The organism is Ensifer adhaerens (assembly GCF_028993555.1).
Lineage (GTDB): Bacteria > Pseudomonadota > Alphaproteobacteria > Rhizobiales > Rhizobiaceae > Ensifer > Ensifer adhaerens_I.
Window position 1 is genome coordinate 1,766,070 of sequence record NZ_CP118610.1, and the last position, 16,902, is coordinate 1,782,971.

Below are 16,902 nucleotides of genomic sequence, written 5' to 3' on the forward strand. Positions count from 1 at the left end.
ACGTTCGAAAGGGGATAAAAATTTGATCCATATGGATTTTATTTTGGCAGAAGCTCATGGACCGGCTGAAGCGGCCAATCGGCGCCCGAAAAGAACGCAGCGCATGTGACCGAAACATCACAACGGCGCCCGCCGGCCGCAAGCGAGCGAATCACGTTCACTCAGGGCCGCCTTGTTGCACTGCACCGTTTCAAACGATTGTAGCATGGCAAGCCTCGCCACGCCCCTTTACAAGCTACAGCAAGCGGGGCAGAGAGAGGCCCGGCACCCTGGGGAGATGCGCCACCCGGCCCCTCGCCCAGGCTTCATGAACCGCATGATCAAGGCAGGTATCACGATGACATCGACGCGCACGGAAACAGATACGTTCGGCCCCATCGAAGTGGCAAACGACCGCTATTGGGGCGCCCAGGCCCAGCGCTCGCTCGGCAATTTCAAGATTGGTTGGGAAAAGCAGCCGGCCTCCATCGTCCGGGCGCTCGGCATCGTCAAGCAGGCAGCCGCCCGCACCAACCAGGCGCTTGGCCGGCTGGATTCGACCGTCGCCGATGCCATCGTCAAGGCGTCTCAGGAAGTGATCGACGGCAAGCTCAACGACCATTTCCCGCTCGTCGTGTGGCAGACCGGCTCCGGTACCCAGTCGAACATGAATGCCAACGAGGTCATCTCGAACCGCGCCATTGAGCTTTTGGGCGGCGTCATGGGCTCGAAGAAGCCGGTGCATCCGAACGACCACGTCAACATGAGCCAGTCGTCGAACGACACCTACCCGACGGCGATGCACATCGCCTGCGCGGAACGGGTGATCCATGACCTGCTGCCGGCACTGAAGCACCTGCACAAGGCGCTCGAAGCCAAGGTGAAGGCGTTCGACCACATCATCAAGATCGGCCGCACCCACACCCAGGACGCAACGCCGCTGACGCTCGGCCAGGAATTCTCCGGCTACGCCGCCCAGGTCGCCTCGTCGATCAAGCGCATCGAGATGACGCTTCCCGGTCTTTGCGAACTCGCCCAGGGCGGCACGGCCGTCGGTACCGGCCTTAACGCACCCATCGGCTTTGCCGAGAAGGTTGCCGAAGAGATCGCCAAGATCACCGGCATCGCGTTTACCTCGGCGCCGAACAAGTTCGAGGCGCTCGCCGCCCACGACTCCATGGTCTTCAGCCACGGCGCGATCAACGCGACGGCGGCCGCACTCTTCAAGATCGCCAATGACATCCGCTTCCTCGGCTCCGGCCCGCGCTCCGGTCTCGGCGAGCTGTCGCTGCCGGAAAACGAGCCTGGCTCGTCGATCATGCCCGGCAAGGTCAACCCGACCCAGTGCGAAGCGCTGACCCAGGTCTGCGTCCAGGTCTTCGGCAACCACGCGGCGCTCACCTTCGCCGGCAGCCAGGGCCATTTCGAGCTCAACGTCTTCAACCCGCTGATGGCCTACAACTTCCTGCAGTCGGTCCAACTGCTCGCCGATGCAGCCGTGTCCTTCACCGACAATTGCGTCGTCGGCATCGAGGCGCGCGAAGACAACATCAAGGCGGCACTCGACCGCTCGCTGATGCTGGTGACGGCACTCGCCCCGAAGATCGGCTACGACAACGCCGCCAAGATCGCCAAGACCGCGCACAAGAACGGCACGACGCTGCGTGAAGAAGCCGTCGGCGGCGGCTACGTGACGAACGAAGAGTTCGACGCGGTCGTCCGCCCGGAAACGATGATCAGCCCGGCCTGATCCATTCTGATACACTGCGGCGCCTCAACGGCGCCGCGGTCTGAAGTCGCAATCCCGCAACAAACCGGCCGAAAAAGCCGCAGACGATCAAGCGGCAGCACGCGACGGCGGCAAATATTAAGACTTCGCAAATCATTTGCCCCTAAAAATCATAACCCGTAAGCACTGATTAATATTAGGGGGTTTGCACATGCAAACGGCAAACTCGGGCAAATCGCAGACGCCCGATATCGCAGCGCAAGTGACCCATGCCATGCGCATGATGGGTGTCGCGCCAATCCCCCGCAACTACGAGCTCTATTACGAAGCCTATCTCGGCTCCAACCCACAGCTCTCCAAGGAGCTCGCAGCGCTCGGCAGCCGCGCGACCCAGGAAGAACTGGACGCGATCGGAGCGCAGTACTTCAGCCACATCCACCGCTCGAACGGCATCGAGCGCGCCCACACCACGCTTGCAGCCAAGCTTGCCGAACTCGTCACCCTTCTGAAGGACGAGCAATACGCGCTCGAGAACTACAACAAGGTTCTCGACGAAGCCTATGTCAACATCGTCAGCAAGAGCGCGTCCAGCGCCGACATCCTGCGCCATGCGATCGGCATCCTGACCGAGGCGACCGCCGAAACGATGAGCCAGGGCAAGGAACGCGTACAGACGGTCGTGCAGAAGTCCTTCGAGATGGAAGTCATCCGGCAGGAACTCGACGAGTACAAGCGCATCGCCAATACGGATTCGCTGACGCGTCTCGCCAACCGCCGTGCCTTCGACGACAATCTGGCCGCGGTCTACAACAACGACCACCTGAGAAACTATACCGGCCTGCTTGTTGCCGACATCGACCATTTCAAGAAGGTCAACGACACCTTCGGCCATCCGGTCGGTGACAAGATCCTGGCGACCGTCGGCGGCGTCCTTCGCGCCAATCTGCGCCGCGAGGCCTTCGTGGCGCGCACCGGCGGTGAGGAGTTCGCCATCATCCTTGGCGACAGCACCCAGGAAGAATGCCTGCAGATCGCCGATCGCATCCGCACGGTGCTCGCGGCAACGCCATTCCGGAACTCGAAGACGGGGGTCAATTACGGCCCGATCACGCTTTCGGTCGGCGTCTGCATGGCAACCGCTGCCGAGGATCCTGTCGATCTCTACAACAAGGCGGATATCGCGCTCTATTCGGCCAAGAATGGCGGACGCAACAAGACAGTTCTCTTCGAAGACGGCATGCGCAAGGAATCCGGCCGCAACTGGCTGATCTACCGCCGCTGACCCTTGTCACGTTCTGCAACTGACAATTGGCGCCCCTTTCGGGCGCCTTTGGCGTTAAAGCAGCGCGTTCCTTTGGAAACAGCCATTTTTCGCCACAACCGCTAGAACGGTTCTCAACGGGAAACTACCGCTTGAGGACAGGCGCGGACGGTTCCCACAACCGAGGGGAACCACCATGAAGACCATTCTCGCAGCCCTGATTGCCACCAGCTTCTTTACCGGCGCCGCCCCGTTGGCCATGGCCTCGGACGCCGCGCCGATCACCGTCGCCTCGCTCGACAGCGCCACCGTCAAGACCAGTTCGCTTCAGCTTCTTTCGAAAGGCAGCGCAAAGGCAAAAACCGCGCGCCGCAACATCAGCCAGTCGCCGATCCCGCGTGAACTGGTTGCCTTCAGCGAAGCCGCTGCCCCCGGCACGATCATCGTCGACAATTCCGAGCGCCGCCTCTACCACGTCCTCGGCGGCGGTGTTGCGGTCAAGTATGCCGTCAGCGTCGGTCGCAGCGGCTTCCTCTGGACCGGCACCAACACCGTGAGCCGCAAGGCCGAATGGCCGACCTGGGTGCCGCCGGAAAAAATGCGGGTGCGCGAGGCGAAAAAGGGCAAGATCCTGCCAGCCAGCATGAAGGGCGGCATCGACAACCCGCTCGGCGCCCGCGCCATGTATCTCGGATCCAGCATCTACCGCATTCACGGCACCAACCAGCCGTCGTCGATCGGGAAGGCGATGTCCTCGGGCTGCATCCGCATGGCCAATGAGGATGTCGAACACCTCTATGCCAGCGTCGAGATCGGCGCCACGGTCATCGTTCGCGATTGAGTTCGCAGCAAAACCACCAGTGAATACCGGCTAGCGGCCGCAGGCGTTGGCTCCTGCGGCCCGTGCAATCGCAATCAGCTCCGGCCGGTACTCAAAATGCATCGTATCGAAGTGGTACCAGCGGCCACCCCAGATGAAGCCGTGCCGCTCGAAAATCTGGACGATCTCAAGCGGATAGCGGTTGCGATAGCCGAGCTTTCCCTTGGCCTTCCCAGCCCAGCGCCAGTAATCGGCAAAGCCGGTGTTGAGATCGATCGCCGCACCGAAACTATGGACCGAAAGGGTCGCGGCTCCGGCAATCGTCCGCCAGTTGAAAGTGCCGGCGCTCGGGCTGAGATAGCGCCGGAGCTCCGGCTGCCGCGAAAGATCAGCAGCGACCGCCTTCAGGGCCTTTGCCGCTCCGTATTTCCCGGTCACCTGCAACCGTTCGCCGAACCAGTCGACCGTGACGAGGTCCCGCCTGACGGCCGCAGCGCTACCACCATAGAGCCGTTTCAGCAACGCATCGCTGCGGATGCGACCCGGATCGAAGTCTATGGCCGGCGGTTTCGCGCACGCACCCGGAGGATAGATCTGTGACAGGCTGTCCTCGATGTCGGCCGCGGCCAGCTTCTCGGCATGGCTCTTTTTCCTGCCGTCATCGATGTCGAGCGGTGCTCCGCCATCCCGCAGGATCAGCGCATTGCCATCGATCCGCTCGATAGCATCAGGGTAGGCTTTGGCCAGCAGGCTGAGTTTCTCTGACAGGCTTGGCTCGGCGTCTACCGCCGTGCTGCCCAAGAGCGCGAGGAGGAGTGCGTATATACCTGTCAGAGCTTGCCGCCGCACCGTCGCCTCCGCTCGCGCACACCGCCGAGATGGGCGACCGCAGCGGTCGCCCGGACGGCAGCCTACCACATGGTCTTGGCGGCGCGCTCGGGCCATTCTCGGTCATAGGTTTCGCGGTCGAAATCCGCCTTGGCGGCCTTCAGCAGCGTGCCCGGCGTCGGCAGCGTTGCCGGATCGAGGAAGCGTTCCGGGTTCCAGAGCTGCGCGCGCGTCACCGCACGGGCACATTGGAAATAGACTTCAACAATGGTCACAACAATCACGCTGCGCGGATGCTTGCCGTCGACCTCGAAACTCCCGGTCAAGTCGGGATCGATGCTGAGCACCGCCGTGCCGTTGATGCGCATGGTCGTGTTCGAGCCGGGGATCAGGAACATCAGCGCCACACGCGGATCGCGCACGATGTTTGCGAGCGAATCGACCCGATTGTTGCCGCGCCAGTCGGGAAGCATCACCGTCCTGTCGTCGGCGATCCGAACGACGCAATCGTCGTCACCGCGCGGCGAACAGTCGAGCCCTTCCGGCCCGACGGTCGCCAGCGCACAGAAGGGCGAAGCTTCGATCATCAGCCGATATTCTGCCGTCAGCGTCTTGGTGACCTTTGCCACCGAAGCTTCGCTGACACCGCCATAGAGCGCGTTGAGTTCCTCGACCGAGGTGATGATCGACATGCCGTCCTCCAATACCGAAAGATCTCCGGATCGCCGGCAGGGCGCGGATTGCGTTGCGATTCCGGAGGCTAAAGCGACCCTTCGACCGATAGCATGACAGCCTGATGACGACAGCAACGAAAAAGTGTCAGGCCGCGGCTTTTTGATCTTCCGCGTGTATGAAGGTATTGATCCGCGCGATCACCGGGGCGGCCGAAACGATGCGGCGATGGCCAAAGCCGTTTGCCCAGAACATCTCGACATTCGGCCCGGCGGCGGCGTAGCGGCGCGCGTGATCGGCCGCAACCTCCTTGTCGTCCTCGGCGTGGACGATCAGCGTCGGCACGGCGAGGACGCCGATGATCCGCGCGGCATCGAATTCCTCCAGGCGTTGGCCTGAGAGACGCTCAACCACACCTTCGAAGGCGGCCTGCGTCTTCGGTGTCAGGCGAAGAATTTTCCCGAAGCCCCTGAAAAGCCAGGTCATCTCGCTCGGCGCGCCGATCAGCACCAGCTTCTTGGCCACATGGCTGCGCACGTCACAGACGATGCCACCCGCCGCACAAGCCAGGCTGCCGCCGCCAAAGGAATGACCGACGCAGACGTCGAAATTGCCGAAGTGCCGCCAGGCGGCATCGATCGCCCTGACCGCCGCGGGCATGGTGAGTGTGCGCCCCGGAGAACCGCCATGCCCCGGCCAGTCGAGCGTCACCACTTCGGCGCCGCCTTTGACCAGGCCCTCGATCATCGCAGCCAGATAGTCGCTGCGCGATCCCCAGCCATGCACGAGGAGGATGCGCTTGGCGTTCGCCGCACCGCGCGGCGCTGCGAACCGCCGCGCCAGCACCCAGCCACCGGCGTAGGAAAGCGTCACCGGCTGCCCTTGGGCAATCACCGGCGCCGCGGCCGCGAGCGCCGCCTTTTCCTTGGCATTCTTCGGCTTGCGGCCGGGCGTGACGCTGAACAGCCGGAAGGCAAGCTGGCCCGCCGTCTCGGGTGAAAAGACGGCGACGCCTTTCAGCGCGTTGCGGATGACCTTGATCGCAAAGGATGCCATAGTGGGAATCTCTTTATATGTTCAATGCTGAACATAATTGTACAACGATGAACAAAAATCAAGTGACGAGCGAACATCATTTTCCCTGGGACCATCCCCGCTTTCGCAGCTGGATCGCAGTGGCGCGCGCCTGCCAGCTCATGCAGCAGACGGTGACGCGTGAAATCGCCCATCTCGACATCAAGCCGCCGCACCTCGATATCCTGATCAACCTCTACCGCTTCGACGGCATTTCGCAGCAGGAACTGGCACGCAAACTGCTGGTTGGCCGCTCCAACATGAGCATGCTGTTGCCGCAGCTGGAAAAGCGCGGCCTGATCCTGCGCCGCGGCGACGAGAAGGACAAACGGGTGCTCAGGCTGTCGCTGACCCCGGAGGGCCGGTCGCTGACCGAGGCCGCCATGGAGATCCATACGGCGCTGATCGAAAGATTGCTCGACGACGAGCCGATCGATGATTGCTTGGTGGTCGCCCGATCCATGGAACGGCTGATCGGCCTTCTCTTGAAGGAGGAAGGTGAGCTAGCCTGACGCGGGCGACTGCATGCCTTGGATCTCAAGCGGATCAAGCGACAGGAACATGCGGCAATCGCGGTGGGACGGCGACCGTTATGCGCCTGGAGGCAGGCGCGACGCGGCGGCAGTCAACGTGGCTTCTCGGCCTTGTCGCGCGACATGCCCTTGTCGGCCAGTTCCTGCTCGTAGGTGGCAAACAGGTCCGCGCCCTTTTCACCGAGCTCGTGCAGATAGCTCCAGGTGAAAATGCCGGTGTCGTGAAAGTCATCAAAGCCGATGCGTACCGCATAGTTGCCGGTCGGCTGGACCGAGATGATCTGCACGTTGCGCTTGCCTGGCACCGTCACCCGTTGGCCCGGCCCATGGCCCTGCACTTCGGCAGACGGCGAAAGCACCCGCAGCATCTCCGCCGAGAGATCGAAGGATGCGCCATTATTGAAGGTGACGACGAGCCGATGACGATCCTTGGAGACACGCAGTTCCGTCGGCCAAATTTCGCTCATATTGCCTGCTCCTGTTCGCGAACGGCAAACGCGATGCCGTCCATTCGCCGTGATCCGCTGAAGGTTCATCGCACCATGCTTGCTGAAACCTCCTATCCCTGAAGCGGCTTTGACTTCGGGACAAGTATGCACTAGCGCAGAAATCGGCTGGCGAGAATTACCCTGCTCTTCCGATCAACACTTTGCGACAGTATGCGCCTTGACGCGAGCAGGTTCGACGACGACATTGAAAGCGCTGGGAGAAAGACGTTTGAACACAGCCACGATAGATAGGTACGGCGCTGCGCCGCTAGAGCAGAATATTGCTCCGATGATCGACCCATTCGGCCGGGCGATCACCTATCTGCGCGTGTCCGTGACCGATCGCTGCGATTTCCGCTGCACCTATTGCATGGCGGAACACATGACCTTCCTGCCGAAGAAGGATCTGCTGACGCTTGAAGAATTACAGCGGCTCTGTTCCGCCTTCATCGCCAAGGGCGTGCGCAAGCTGCGGCTCACCGGCGGTGAACCGCTGGTGCGCAAGAACATCATGTTTCTGGTGCGCGAACTCGGCAAGGAGATCGATGCCGGTCGACTCGACGAACTGACGCTGACGACCAATGGCTCGCAACTGGCGAAATATGCGGCAGAGCTCGCCGACTGCGGCGTCAAGCGCATCAACGTCTCGCTCGACACGCTCGATCCGGCAAAATTCCATCACATTACCCGCTGGGGTGATCTCTCCAAGGTCATGGAAGGCATCGACGCGGCCCAGGCCGCCGGCCTCAAGATCAAGATCAACGCGGTGGCGCTGAAGGGTTTCAACGACGCCGAGATCCCGGATCTCATGTGCTGGGCCCACGGCCGCGGCATGGATCTGACGCTGATCGAAACCATGCCGATGGGCGAGATCGAGGAAGACCGCACCGACCACTACATGCCCCTCTCCGAGATGCGCCGGCAATTGGAAGAGAGATTCACCTTCTCCGATATTCCCTATCGCACCGGTGGCCCTGCCCGCTATCTCGAGGTCGCCGAAACCGGCGGACGGCTCGGCCTGATCACGCCGATGACGCATAACTTCTGCGAGAGCTGCAACCGCGTTCGCCTCACCTGCACCGGCACGCTCTACATGTGCCTCGGCCAGAACGATGCCGCTGACCTGCGCACTGCGCTCAGGGCCTCCGAAGACGATGCCTATCTGAGCCAGGTGATCGACGAAGCGATCGGCCGCAAGCCGAAGGGCCACGACTTCATCATCGACCGGGAGCACAATCGCCCGGCCGTCGCCCGCCACATGAGCGTCACCGGCGGCTGATCGTACTTTTCCTTGATTGGGAATCTACAGCGCCGCACGGCTTTTGCGTGGCGCAAGGTTCGCTGTGCACTTCGAACACCTACAGCTTTTGTCCGTAGTCGGCTGCGCCGTGAAGAACATGCGGGGCATGGCTGGCGCTTGAAATTTCCGGCAGGCGGCCCCTCTTCCGCCTGCCGGCATCTTCTCCCTCATCAGGGGAGAAGCGTGAGGAGAAATCGTCGTCCCCCTCACGGTATTCCACATCGATATGGGCAGAGCCCTTGCCGCGACCTCAGCCGAGGTCAGTCCATGCCGTTGGACAGGTCCCTCTCCCCGCCAGCGGGGAAAGGGTGATGATGAGGGCCAGCCGCCGGCGACAAAGGCCGCCAGGCCGGCCGGGATCAGGCAGCGTAGCTCCGACGCCGCTGCGCCTGCGCACCGATACCATCGGTGCCGGTCCGGAAACGCTCGATCTTTTCGTTGAGCATTTCCACCTGCCGGCGCAGGCCATGGATCTCGGCAGTATTCTCCTCGACCATGGCGGCGTTCTGCTGAGTGATCAGCTCGACCTCGTGCACGGCCGAGTTCACCTCGTTGAGGCCCGTGTACTGGTCGGCGGCCGAAGCCTCGATGTTGCTGACGAGGTCGTGGATCGTAGTGATGTGGCTGTTGATGACGGTGAGCGCATCGCCGGTTTCCTGCACCAGAGCCACGCCGCTCCTCACCTGTGCCGAACTCTCGGAGATCAGCCCCTTGATCTCGCGGGCAGCTCCTGCGCAACGCTGGGCAAGCTCGCGCACTTCCTGCGCCACGACGGCAAAGCCGCGGCCCGCCTCGCCTGCCCGCGCCGCCTCGACGCCGGCATTGAGAGCCAGAAGATTCGTCTGGAAGGCGATCTCGTCGATGACGCCGATGATCGTGCTGATCTTTTCAGACGAGCGGTTGATTTCTGCCATCGCGTCGATCGCCTTGGCGACCACCTGACCGGAATGCTTGGCATAGGAGTTGGTTTCGCCGACCGAAACCGTTGTCTTGCGGGCGCTGTCGGCCGTCGCACGGACGATCTCCGTCAATTGGCGAAGTGCCCGTGAGCTTTCCTCGAGCGCAGCAGCCTGCTGCTCGGTGCGGCGTGCCAGGTCGTCCGCCGATGATGCAAGGTTCCCGGTACCGCCGGTGATCTCGCCGGTGACGACGCGGACGTCGGCCAGCGTCGCCCTGAGCGCCTCCACCGCATTGTTGTAGGTACGGGCCATGATGACATAGTCGGCCGGCAGGTCTTCGGCCATGCCTTCCTCGAGGTTTCCGTCAGCGAGGGCTGCCAGAACATCCGAGAGCGCGTTCAGCGCCTGCATCTGCTCGGCTTCGATCCGGGCACGCTCTGCGGCGCGGCGCGCCTCCTCATCGGCTGACAGCGCGCGTGCGGCTTCGGCCTCGCGTCCCAGTCGCACGTTCTCGACGGCATTGTCGCGGAACACGGCGACCGAGCGCACCATGTCGCCGATTTCGTCGCCGCGGTTGCGGCCCTCGATGGCAACCTCGAGATCGCCATTGGCAAGCCGGGTCATCGTTTCGGTCACGCGCTTTAGCGGGCCGCGCAAAGTCTCGACCAACATCAGGCCGCCGATGATGGCAAGCAACGTGCCGGCAATCATGGCAACGATGGAGATATCGGCCGAACGCTGGCTGTCGACCTTGCCCGCTTCCTGCGCACTGCTGACGAAGCTTTCGAGCGTGGTGCTGGCCGTGGCCACGAGGGCCGAGGCTTCCGCCTTCGCTGCCTGCCAGCGACCGCCGACATCGATCAGCGCCGCAGTGCCCTTGTCGATATTGTCGAGCGAGGGGCCGAGCTTCGCCGGAAGATCGCGGAGCGCCGCGTTCTTGCCACCGAGTTCGCCGAGCTTGCCCGCCGTTTCGCGAACCGCCTGGAGGTCGGCCATGACCGGCTCGCGGCCCGCCGCATCGAGCTTGCGATGCAACTCGCTGATATGCAACCGCGTGCTGTCGAGCCCCTTGAAGGTGTCGCCCATCAGCGCGATCAGCGTCTTCAACTGCGAAATCTCGGCATCCATGCCGACGAAGCGCTTGGCCGCCGTGTCCGAATTCTTGGCGGCTTCCTTGGCGAAGTCCGCTTCATACTTGGAGAACTTGCTGAGGATCGGCACCAGCGCGTTCTTCTTCGCCTCGCTGTCTTCGGCACCGGCAAGGATCGCCTGAACCTTGAGCGCCTGCTCCTTCACTTCCGCAATCGGTGCCTGCACCTTTTCCGAGGCGATCTTTTCCGCCTCGTCGATCTGCTTCAGGAGATGCGGCAAGAGCTTGCCCGCCTGGTCAATCTTGGCGTCCGGATTGACGGCCATGGTTACCGGCAGGCGGAATTTCTTGATGCGCTCGGCAAGGCCCTGGTAGGCGGCGGCATCGAAGAGCAGCGCCTTGGCGAAGGCTTCCTTCTCACCGGATTCCTTGCGGATGATGTCGATCTGCTTGTAGGCGGTGTTGCCCTGCTCGGTCATGTCGGCAAGCGCCGCTTCGAGCGACGCCGTCACCTGGTCCCGTTCGAGCTTGGTCGCCCAGAGCTTGTCTGTCTGGCTGCGCATCGTGCCACCCAGCGCCAGCACCGAGGCGATCTCCGCCTTGTCCTGACCACGCGTCAGAAGGCCGTCGAGCGCTCTCACGCCGCTTTCCTGCTCGTCGATCTGGCCCGCGAGTGCCGTTTTCGTTTCCTCGCTCGGCGCATCGGCAAAGGCCTGCAGCGCGCTGCGGAGCGCCTGGAAATCCGAGAGGTTGTTGATGGTTTCCCGCGTCACGGTCATATGCCCGTTGAGCGTGCGAGCAGTGAAGAAGCCAATGAGACCAATACCGGCGATCAGCGCCACGAGCGGAACCACGAAAAGCAGAACCTTGGTGACGATCCGCAAGCGCTGCAGCAGGCGATCGATGAAAGACATTGCGCACCCCTGAATTATTCTTATGGGAAGCAGGCCCGCGCGGCGGCATTCTTGGTGGAAACACCGATGGGACGAATGCCATAGGCTCTCCCAAGCCCTTGGCAGACATCCCTGGAATGGCCACCCTGCAAGGTTAATTGCGGCGCCACCCCGCCGATCGCGTCATGCGAATGGATGCGGAATTGTGGCGACGATAGGCAGCGAAACTTAAGATTCCGCGAATAAGCTCATGTTCGCGAGCGGCGGTTTTACCAGCTGACTTCAGTCTTCCTGGCAGTTGACCCCGGCCTTTCTATTTGCGCTGAAAGAAAAAGCGACTGGCGCGTGCGAAGCCGTTTGCACAAGACCTCGGCCGATGCTTAAACATTGGGCGATCCCATCTCGTGGATTCGCCTCCCATCCGTCGACAGCGAAGCCCGCTCGCCGGCGCCGCAGGACAGCCAGCATGCACGCCTCCACCAATTTCCGTGGCATTCTTTTCATGTGCCTGGCGATGGTCACGTTCTCCTGCAACGACGCCCTGGTCAAATCCGTCACCGGTGCGATGAATGTGGGCCAGATCATCTTCGTGCGCGGGCTGCTGACCACGCTGATGGTCGTGCTCGCAGCCTGGCAGTTTCGCGCCTTTCGGCCGCTGCGCACCCTGATGAGGCCGGTGATCCTGCTGCGCATCGCGATGGAGGCACTGGCCTCGGTCACCTACATCTCCGCGCTTGGCCAGATCCCGCTCGCCAATGCCTCGGCGATCATGCAGGCGCTGCCTCTGGCGGTCACGCTCGGCGCCGCCCTCTTTCTCGGAGAACCGGTCGGCTGGCGGCGCTGGACGGCGATCATCGCCGGTTTCATCGGCGTGCTGATCGTGCTTCGCCCCGGTCCAGAGGGCTTCACGCCGGCGGCGCTGACCGTCGTCGCCTGTGTGTTCGTGACCGCGACACGCGATCTCTGTACGCGGCGCATCGGCCATGAGGTGCCCTCGCTCTACATCACCGTGTCCACCTCGCTCGTCACGACCATCGTCGGCGCCGTTCTCATCCAGCCGATGGGTGGCTGGCAGCCGATGTCGGCGACGACACTCAGTCACATCGCCGCCGCGAGCATCCTGTTGATGCTCGGTTACCAGACGATCGTGCTGGCAATGCGCGCTGGCGATATTTCTGTCATCGCGCCCTTCCGCTACACCAGCCTGATCTGGTCGATCGCGATCGGCATCTTCTTCTTTGCGGAAGTACCGGACACCTGGATGCTGGTCGGCGTTGCGGTCATCATCGGTTCGGGCCTCTACACCTTCTACCGCGAGACCTTGCGTGGCCGGAAAGCTGTTGCCCAGCGCTCGCTGACCGGCCCGCTGGAATAGGAGCCGCCCGATGCTGGACACGTCACCCCTGATCAGCACCCCCCTACCGGCCGTCATCCTCGCCGGCGGATTGTCGCGCCGTATGGGAAGCCCGAAGTCTCGCCTTTCCCTGGGTGGCAGCACGATGCTTGCGCGGATCATCGAGCGCCTTCGGCCCCAGGTTACGAATGTCGCGGTCAACCTCAATACCGAACCACCGGACGGGTCGATCGGCGACCTTGCCGTGATTGCCGACACGGTTCCAGGCTTTCTCGGGCCGCTCGCCGGCGTGCTGACGGCCATGCGCCATGTGGCGGCGAGCACGCCGAAAGCATCCCATGTCGTGGTCGTTCCGACCGACACGCCTTTCTTTCCGGACGACCTCGTCGCACGACTGATCGGCGCCCTGACCCGGCGTCAACAGATTGCCGTTGCGGCATCCGCCGGCCAGATGCATCCGCTGTTCGCACTCTGGCCAGTTGCGCTCGCGGACGATCTGGAGAGTTGGATGAAGAACGACCCGAAGCGGCGCGTCCGTGCCTTTATCGAACGCCATGCCTCGGTAACGGTCGATTTTCCGGTCATCATGACGTCGAAGGGTGCGTTTGATCCCTTCTTCAACGTCAACACGCCTGCGGATCTCACCGAGGCGGAGGAATGGTTGAATTTGTTCGAAGGTGGAAAAGCATGAGCGCGATGAAGATTTTCGGCATCGCCGGCTGGAAGAACTCCGGCAAGACCGGGCTGATGGTGCGGCTCGTCACGGAATTGACGCAGCGTGGCTATGTCGTTTCCACCGTCAAGCACGCGCACCACGATTTCGACATCGACAAGGTCGGCGCCGACAGCTACCGCCATCGCGAGGCCGGCGCCCATGAGGTGACGATCGTCTCCGGCACGCGTTTTGCCATCATGCATGAATTGCGCGGTGCACCGGAGCCTTCCTTCGAGGATATCCTTGCACGGCTTGCCCCTTGCGACCTCGTGCTCGTCGAAGGCTACAAACGCGAACCGATCCCGAAGATCGAAGCGCGACGCCTTGAATCGGCGAACCGCGAGCCACTGGCCCCCACTGATCCCCACATCTGCGCGATTGCGGCCGATCACCGGGTCGCTGACAGCGACCTTCCGGTCTTTGACCTCGACGACACCACGGCGATCGCCGATTTCGTCGAGAACGTCGTAAACCTGCAGCGCAAGGACACCTCTTCCTGACCAAAGAGCCAGGGGCCAGGGTCACGGCTTCTGGGCGTCGCGATACTCTTTCGGTAGCCCGTCGAGCAGTTGCTGCGCCTTCTGCATCCCTTGCGCAGCCGCCTTGGCATACCATTTCGCGGCAGCCGAAAGATCCTTCTCCACCCCGTCACCTCTGGCATAGGCGATGCCGAGATTGAACTGCGCGTCGGCATTTCCCTGTTCGGCGGCCTTGCGGAACCACCTGACGGCAGCCGCAGCGTCGATTTCAGCGCCGATACCACTGAGATAGGCCATGCCAAGTTGGTACTGCGCCAGGGCATAGCCCTGCTCGGCCGAAAGCTTGTAGAGCCGCGCCGCTTCCTTCACGTTCTTCTCGAGACCCTGGCCGTTGGCATACATGACCGCCAGGTTGAATTGCCCCTTGGGATCTCCGCGCTCTGCGAGCTTCAGGAACCAGTGGTGCGCTTCCGCGTAGTTTTCAGCAACGCCATCCCCCCTAAGATACATGACGCCGACATTCATCTGGGCCTGCGGATTGCCCTGCATTGCCGCCTTCAGGAACAACTCGAACGCCCGAGCCTTATCCTTCCTGACGCCGCGCCCCAGCATATGGAGGATCGCCAGATCCACCTGCGCCGAGGCCATGCCCGGTCGGCCGCCTTGCGGCACCAGGTCACCGCCTCCCGATCGTCGCGCCCGACGCCGAAGGCCCGCACGTAAACACCGCAGAGCAGGTTCTGCGCGTCCTTGTGGCCGGCGTCCGCCGCAGGCCGAAGCCAGCGAACGCCCTCCTTGGCATTGACCCGCCCGGCCTCATTGTTGAAATAGAGCCGGCCGGCATTCGCTTGGCCGTCAACATCTCCCTGCTCGGCCGCGCGCAGATACCAGCGCAGCGCTTCGGCCAGATTGCGTTCGACACCAGCCCCTTTCTCGTACATGAAGCCGAGATTGTACTGAGCGCGAGCCTCGCCGGCGATCGCGGTTCGCGACGTCCACCGATAGGCTTCCGCGTCATTCTTCAGCGTGCCGTTTCCTTGAAAATAGGCGATGGACAGATTGTGCATTGCCATGACCAGACCCTGGTCCGCCGCCTTCCTATACCATTCAAGGGCCGCGGCCGCATCGCGCGTCGTGCCGCGCCCCTCCTGAAGCAGGTAACCGAGGTTGTATTGGGCCAAGGCATACCCCTGTTCCGCTGCCAGCCGATAGTAGGCAACGGCCTGCGCGTCGTCCTTGGCGACACCAAACCCATTTTCGTAGTGGACCCCGAGATTGTATTGGGCGGCCGGTGTGTTCTGATCGGCGGCGAGACGGAACCAGCGCAGCGCCTCGGCATAGTTCTGCTTCACGCCATCGGCACCGTTGAAATAGATCGCACCAAGCAAGAACTGCGCTTTCGCGTTGCCCTTCTCGGCCGGCGTGCGATACCAGCCGATGGCCTTCATGACGTCGCGCGCAACGCCCTCGCCGGTCTGATAGCGCATGCCCACATCCACCTGCGCCTCGACATCGCCCGCTTCCGCACGCTCCTGCACCTGCTCGAACGGTGCCAATGCCGTGCCTGCGCCATCGGCACGCGCGGCCAAGCAAACCTGCAACAGCAACGCGACGACGAGCCCAAAGACGATACGTTTCATCCATCCCTCCAAGCCAGGCGCCTAGCGCCACCAGCCTATGGAGAGACTCCGGCAACGGAAAATGGATTTCGACAGACCGCTTCGACGCGTCGAGCAATGGCCTTTCATAGCCACGAAGCAAGCTGTATTTGGCCGCGCAATTCACCGCACTTGCAGAGCATGGAACGCCGCCATACTCTGAAAATGTCGGACGCCAAGGATGTCGTCCGGCACCGTCCACTCTCTGACGGATATTTTCAGCCGCTAGCCGCCAATGGCCGTCAATTCGTCGCGCCGACGGTCATTTCGTCCGGAATGTCGTTGAGACGGACGAAGCTGTAGCCCTTCGCCTTCAGATCGAGGATGCCCCGGGCGACGCCCGCGCCGGCGGAATGGGTCGGCTGGTTGATATGGGCGATGATGACGTCGCCGTCCTTGGCATTGCGGATGCGCTTCTCGGCGAGAGCGGCCCCGAGCAGCGAGCCGCCGTCGCCATTCACCGAATAGCCGGCGATGCGATAACCCATGGCACGGATCTGGCTCATCGACGAATGGCTGTATTTCGCCGTTGCGCCACGGAACCAGTGCGGTGCCGGAAGGCCGTGCGCCTCGATCGCCTTGGCGCCGCCATCGACTTCGGCCGCAACCGCCGCTTCCGAGCCGGCCGCCGCCAGACCATAGACCGAGACCTTCACGTCGATCGGCGGCACGTGCATGGCGCCGTGATCCTCGATTTCGAACAGGTCCGGATGCGCCTTCATCACCTCGACCACGAGCCCGTTGCGCTTCAGCCAGCGCGCGGTGACGAAGATCGTCGCTGGAATGCGGTTTTCGATCAGGGTTCCAAGGATACGCATGTCGGTCGCGCCGCTGCAGGCATCGAGCGTCAGCGCGACACGCGGCTGCGCACTCTTGCCAGCCGGATTGGACGGCAGCCGCAAATCCGGCTCTACGAGACCGGGCGCGGCGCTGGCCGATTGAGCGAGGGTGGTTGCGGCGAGAAACGCGAGGGCAAAGGCTTTCATGGCAATCCGGGGAGTGAAATGCTGAGAAGGAATATCAAACGACGGAAACCCGCCTTTTGCGAGGCGGGTTTCCGAGAGTTAACCGGGCAATCCTGCCCGGAGCTTGATCAGCGCTACGCGACTTTGATCAGCGCTGCGCGAAGG

The 16,902-nt window shown here is 62.6% G+C and carries 16 protein-coding genes; 8 read left to right on the forward strand and 8 right to left on the reverse strand.

All coding sequences use genetic code 11. From position 1 onward, the window contains the following. The first annotated feature begins 337 nt into the window (after window positions 1-337). The 3 genes from fumC to PWG15_RS08560 all read left to right on the forward strand — a co-directional run bounded on the left by fumC (window position 338) and on the right by PWG15_RS08560 (window position 3,810). Window positions 338-1,729 carry a class II fumarate hydratase gene (gene fumC, locus PWG15_RS08550; RefSeq protein WP_275023972.1) on the forward strand — a complete coding sequence of 464 codons (1,392 nt, stop codon included), beginning with the start codon at window positions 338-340 and terminating at the stop codon, window positions 1,727-1,729. A 190-nt stretch (window positions 1,730-1,919) separates the two neighbouring features. After that, window positions 1,920-2,990 (forward strand): GGDEF domain-containing protein, encoded by a 1,071-nt coding sequence (locus PWG15_RS08555; protein ID WP_275023973.1) that lies wholly within the window; start codon window positions 1,920-1,922, stop codon window positions 2,988-2,990. 175 nt (window positions 2,991-3,165) lie between these two features. Continuing rightward, entirely contained in the window at window positions 3,166-3,810 is a 645-nt protein-coding gene (locus tag PWG15_RS08560; protein ID WP_275023974.1) for a L,D-transpeptidase, read from the forward strand. Between the two features lie 30 nt (window positions 3,811-3,840). Here the strand turns inward: PWG15_RS08560 and PWG15_RS08565 are convergent, their stop codons facing one another. The 3 genes from PWG15_RS08565 to PWG15_RS08575 all read right to left on the reverse strand — a co-directional run bounded on the left by PWG15_RS08565 (window position 3,841) and on the right by PWG15_RS08575 (window position 6,345). Next, on the reverse strand, window positions 3,841-4,638 hold the full coding sequence (locus PWG15_RS08565; RefSeq protein ID WP_275023975.1) for a M15 family metallopeptidase: 798 nt from the start codon (window positions 4,636-4,638) through the stop codon (window positions 3,841-3,843). Between the two features lie 62 nt (window positions 4,639-4,700). Then, window positions 4,701-5,309, reverse strand: coding sequence for a pyridoxamine 5'-phosphate oxidase family protein (locus PWG15_RS08570; protein ID WP_275023976.1), 609 nt, complete (start codon window positions 5,307-5,309; stop codon window positions 4,701-4,703). Window positions 5,310-5,436: 127 nt separating this feature from the next. After that, entirely contained in the window at window positions 5,437-6,345 is a 909-nt protein-coding gene (locus PWG15_RS08575; protein ID WP_275023977.1) for an alpha/beta fold hydrolase, read from the reverse strand. A gap of 47 nt (window positions 6,346-6,392) precedes the next feature. Here PWG15_RS08575 and PWG15_RS08580 point away from each other — a divergent pair, with 47 nt between their 5' ends. Beyond that, a complete protein-coding gene (locus PWG15_RS08580) occupies window positions 6,393-6,875 on the forward strand; it encodes a MarR family winged helix-turn-helix transcriptional regulator (RefSeq protein ID WP_275023978.1) in 483 nt (160 codons plus the stop codon). A 113-nt stretch (window positions 6,876-6,988) separates the two neighbouring features. Here the strand turns inward: PWG15_RS08580 and PWG15_RS08585 are convergent, their stop codons facing one another. Then, window positions 6,989-7,363 (reverse strand): gamma-butyrobetaine hydroxylase family protein, encoded by a 375-nt coding sequence (locus tag PWG15_RS08585; protein ID WP_275023979.1) that lies wholly within the window; start codon window positions 7,361-7,363, stop codon window positions 6,989-6,991. A gap of 250 nt (window positions 7,364-7,613) precedes the next feature. Between PWG15_RS08585 and moaA the strand changes: the two genes are divergently transcribed. Further along, the gene (gene moaA / locus PWG15_RS08590; protein WP_275023981.1) at window positions 7,614-8,663 is read left to right on the forward strand and encodes a GTP 3',8-cyclase MoaA; all 1,050 of its coding nucleotides are present in this window, start codon (window positions 7,614-7,616) and stop codon (window positions 8,661-8,663) included. Window positions 8,664-9,043: 380 nt separating this feature from the next. Here moaA and PWG15_RS08595 read toward each other — a convergent pair whose 3' ends face one another. Beyond that, window positions 9,044-11,587, reverse strand: a complete 2,544-nt coding sequence (locus PWG15_RS08595; protein WP_275023982.1) for a methyl-accepting chemotaxis protein — start codon at window positions 11,585-11,587, stop codon at window positions 9,044-9,046. A 445-nt stretch (window positions 11,588-12,032) separates the two neighbouring features. Between PWG15_RS08595 and PWG15_RS08600 the strand changes: the two genes are divergently transcribed. From PWG15_RS08600 to mobB, 3 genes are read left to right on the forward strand one after another with little or no spacing between them, the layout of a single operon-like run. Next, window positions 12,033-12,941, forward strand: coding sequence for a DMT family transporter (locus PWG15_RS08600; RefSeq protein ID WP_275023983.1), 909 nt, complete (start codon window positions 12,033-12,035; stop codon window positions 12,939-12,941). Between the two features lie 10 nt (window positions 12,942-12,951). Further along, window positions 12,952-13,611, forward strand: coding sequence for a molybdenum cofactor guanylyltransferase MobA (gene mobA / locus PWG15_RS08605; protein WP_425536742.1), 660 nt, complete (start codon window positions 12,952-12,954; stop codon window positions 13,609-13,611). After that, entirely contained in the window at window positions 13,608-14,135 is a 528-nt protein-coding gene (gene mobB / locus PWG15_RS08610; RefSeq protein WP_275023984.1) for a molybdopterin-guanine dinucleotide biosynthesis protein B, read from the forward strand. Before mobA ends, mobB begins: the two co-directional genes overlap by 4 nt. 21 nt (window positions 14,136-14,156) lie before the next feature. On the opposite strand, the gene PWG15_RS08615 is transcribed toward mobB, so the two are convergent. The 3 genes from PWG15_RS08615 to PWG15_RS08625 all read right to left on the reverse strand — a co-directional run bounded on the left by PWG15_RS08615 (window position 14,157) and on the right by PWG15_RS08625 (window position 16,758). Then, window positions 14,157-14,762, reverse strand: a complete 606-nt coding sequence (locus PWG15_RS08615; RefSeq protein ID WP_275023985.1) for a tetratricopeptide repeat protein — start codon at window positions 14,760-14,762, stop codon at window positions 14,157-14,159. Further along, entirely contained in the window at window positions 14,672-15,754 is a 1,083-nt protein-coding gene (locus PWG15_RS08620; RefSeq protein ID WP_275023986.1) for a tetratricopeptide repeat protein, read from the reverse strand. The genes PWG15_RS08615 and PWG15_RS08620 overlap by 91 nt, the downstream gene beginning before the upstream one ends. Before the next feature lie 260 nt (window positions 15,755-16,014). Continuing rightward, entirely contained in the window at window positions 16,015-16,758 is a 744-nt protein-coding gene (locus PWG15_RS08625) for a polysaccharide deacetylase family protein (protein WP_275023987.1), read from the reverse strand. Between the last annotated feature and the right edge of the window lie 144 nt (window positions 16,759-16,902).

Bases quoted from the DNA above. Each gene is read 5' to 3' on its own strand.
- fumC (WP_275023972.1), top strand. From the start codon at position 338: ATGACATCGACGCGCACGGAAACAGATACGTTCGGCCCCATCGAAGTG.
- PWG15_RS08555 (WP_275023973.1), top strand. From the start codon at position 1,920: ATGCAAACGGCAAACTCGGGCAAATCGCAGACGCCCGATATCGCAGCG.
- PWG15_RS08560 (WP_275023974.1), top strand. From the start codon at position 3,166: ATGAAGACCATTCTCGCAGCCCTGATTGCCACCAGCTTCTTTACCGGC.
- PWG15_RS08570 (WP_275023976.1), bottom strand. From the start codon at position 5,309: ATGTCGATCATCACCTCGGTCGAGGAACTCAACGCGCTCTATGGCGGT.
- PWG15_RS08575 (WP_275023977.1), bottom strand. From the start codon at position 6,345: ATGGCATCCTTTGCGATCAAGGTCATCCGCAACGCGCTGAAAGGCGTC.
- PWG15_RS08580 (WP_275023978.1), top strand. From the start codon at position 6,393: ATGAACAAAAATCAAGTGACGAGCGAACATCATTTTCCCTGGGACCAT.
- PWG15_RS08585 (WP_275023979.1), bottom strand. From the start codon at position 7,363: ATGAGCGAAATTTGGCCGACGGAACTGCGTGTCTCCAAGGATCGTCAT.
- PWG15_RS08595 (WP_275023982.1), bottom strand. From the start codon at position 11,587: ATGTCTTTCATCGATCGCCTGCTGCAGCGCTTGCGGATCGTCACCAAG.
- PWG15_RS08600 (WP_275023983.1), top strand. From the start codon at position 12,033: ATGCACGCCTCCACCAATTTCCGTGGCATTCTTTTCATGTGCCTGGCG.
- mobA (WP_425536742.1), top strand. From the start codon at position 12,952: ATGCTGGACACGTCACCCCTGATCAGCACCCCCCTACCGGCCGTCATC.
- mobB (WP_275023984.1), top strand. From the start codon at position 13,608: ATGAGCGCGATGAAGATTTTCGGCATCGCCGGCTGGAAGAACTCCGGC.
- PWG15_RS08615 (WP_275023985.1), bottom strand. From the start codon at position 14,762: ATGGCCTCGGCGCAGGTGGATCTGGCGATCCTCCATATGCTGGGGCGC.
- PWG15_RS08620 (WP_275023986.1), bottom strand. From the start codon at position 15,754: ATGAAACGTATCGTCTTTGGGCTCGTCGTCGCGTTGCTGTTGCAGGTT.
- PWG15_RS08625 (WP_275023987.1), bottom strand. From the start codon at position 16,758: ATGAAAGCCTTTGCCCTCGCGTTTCTCGCCGCAACCACCCTCGCTCAA.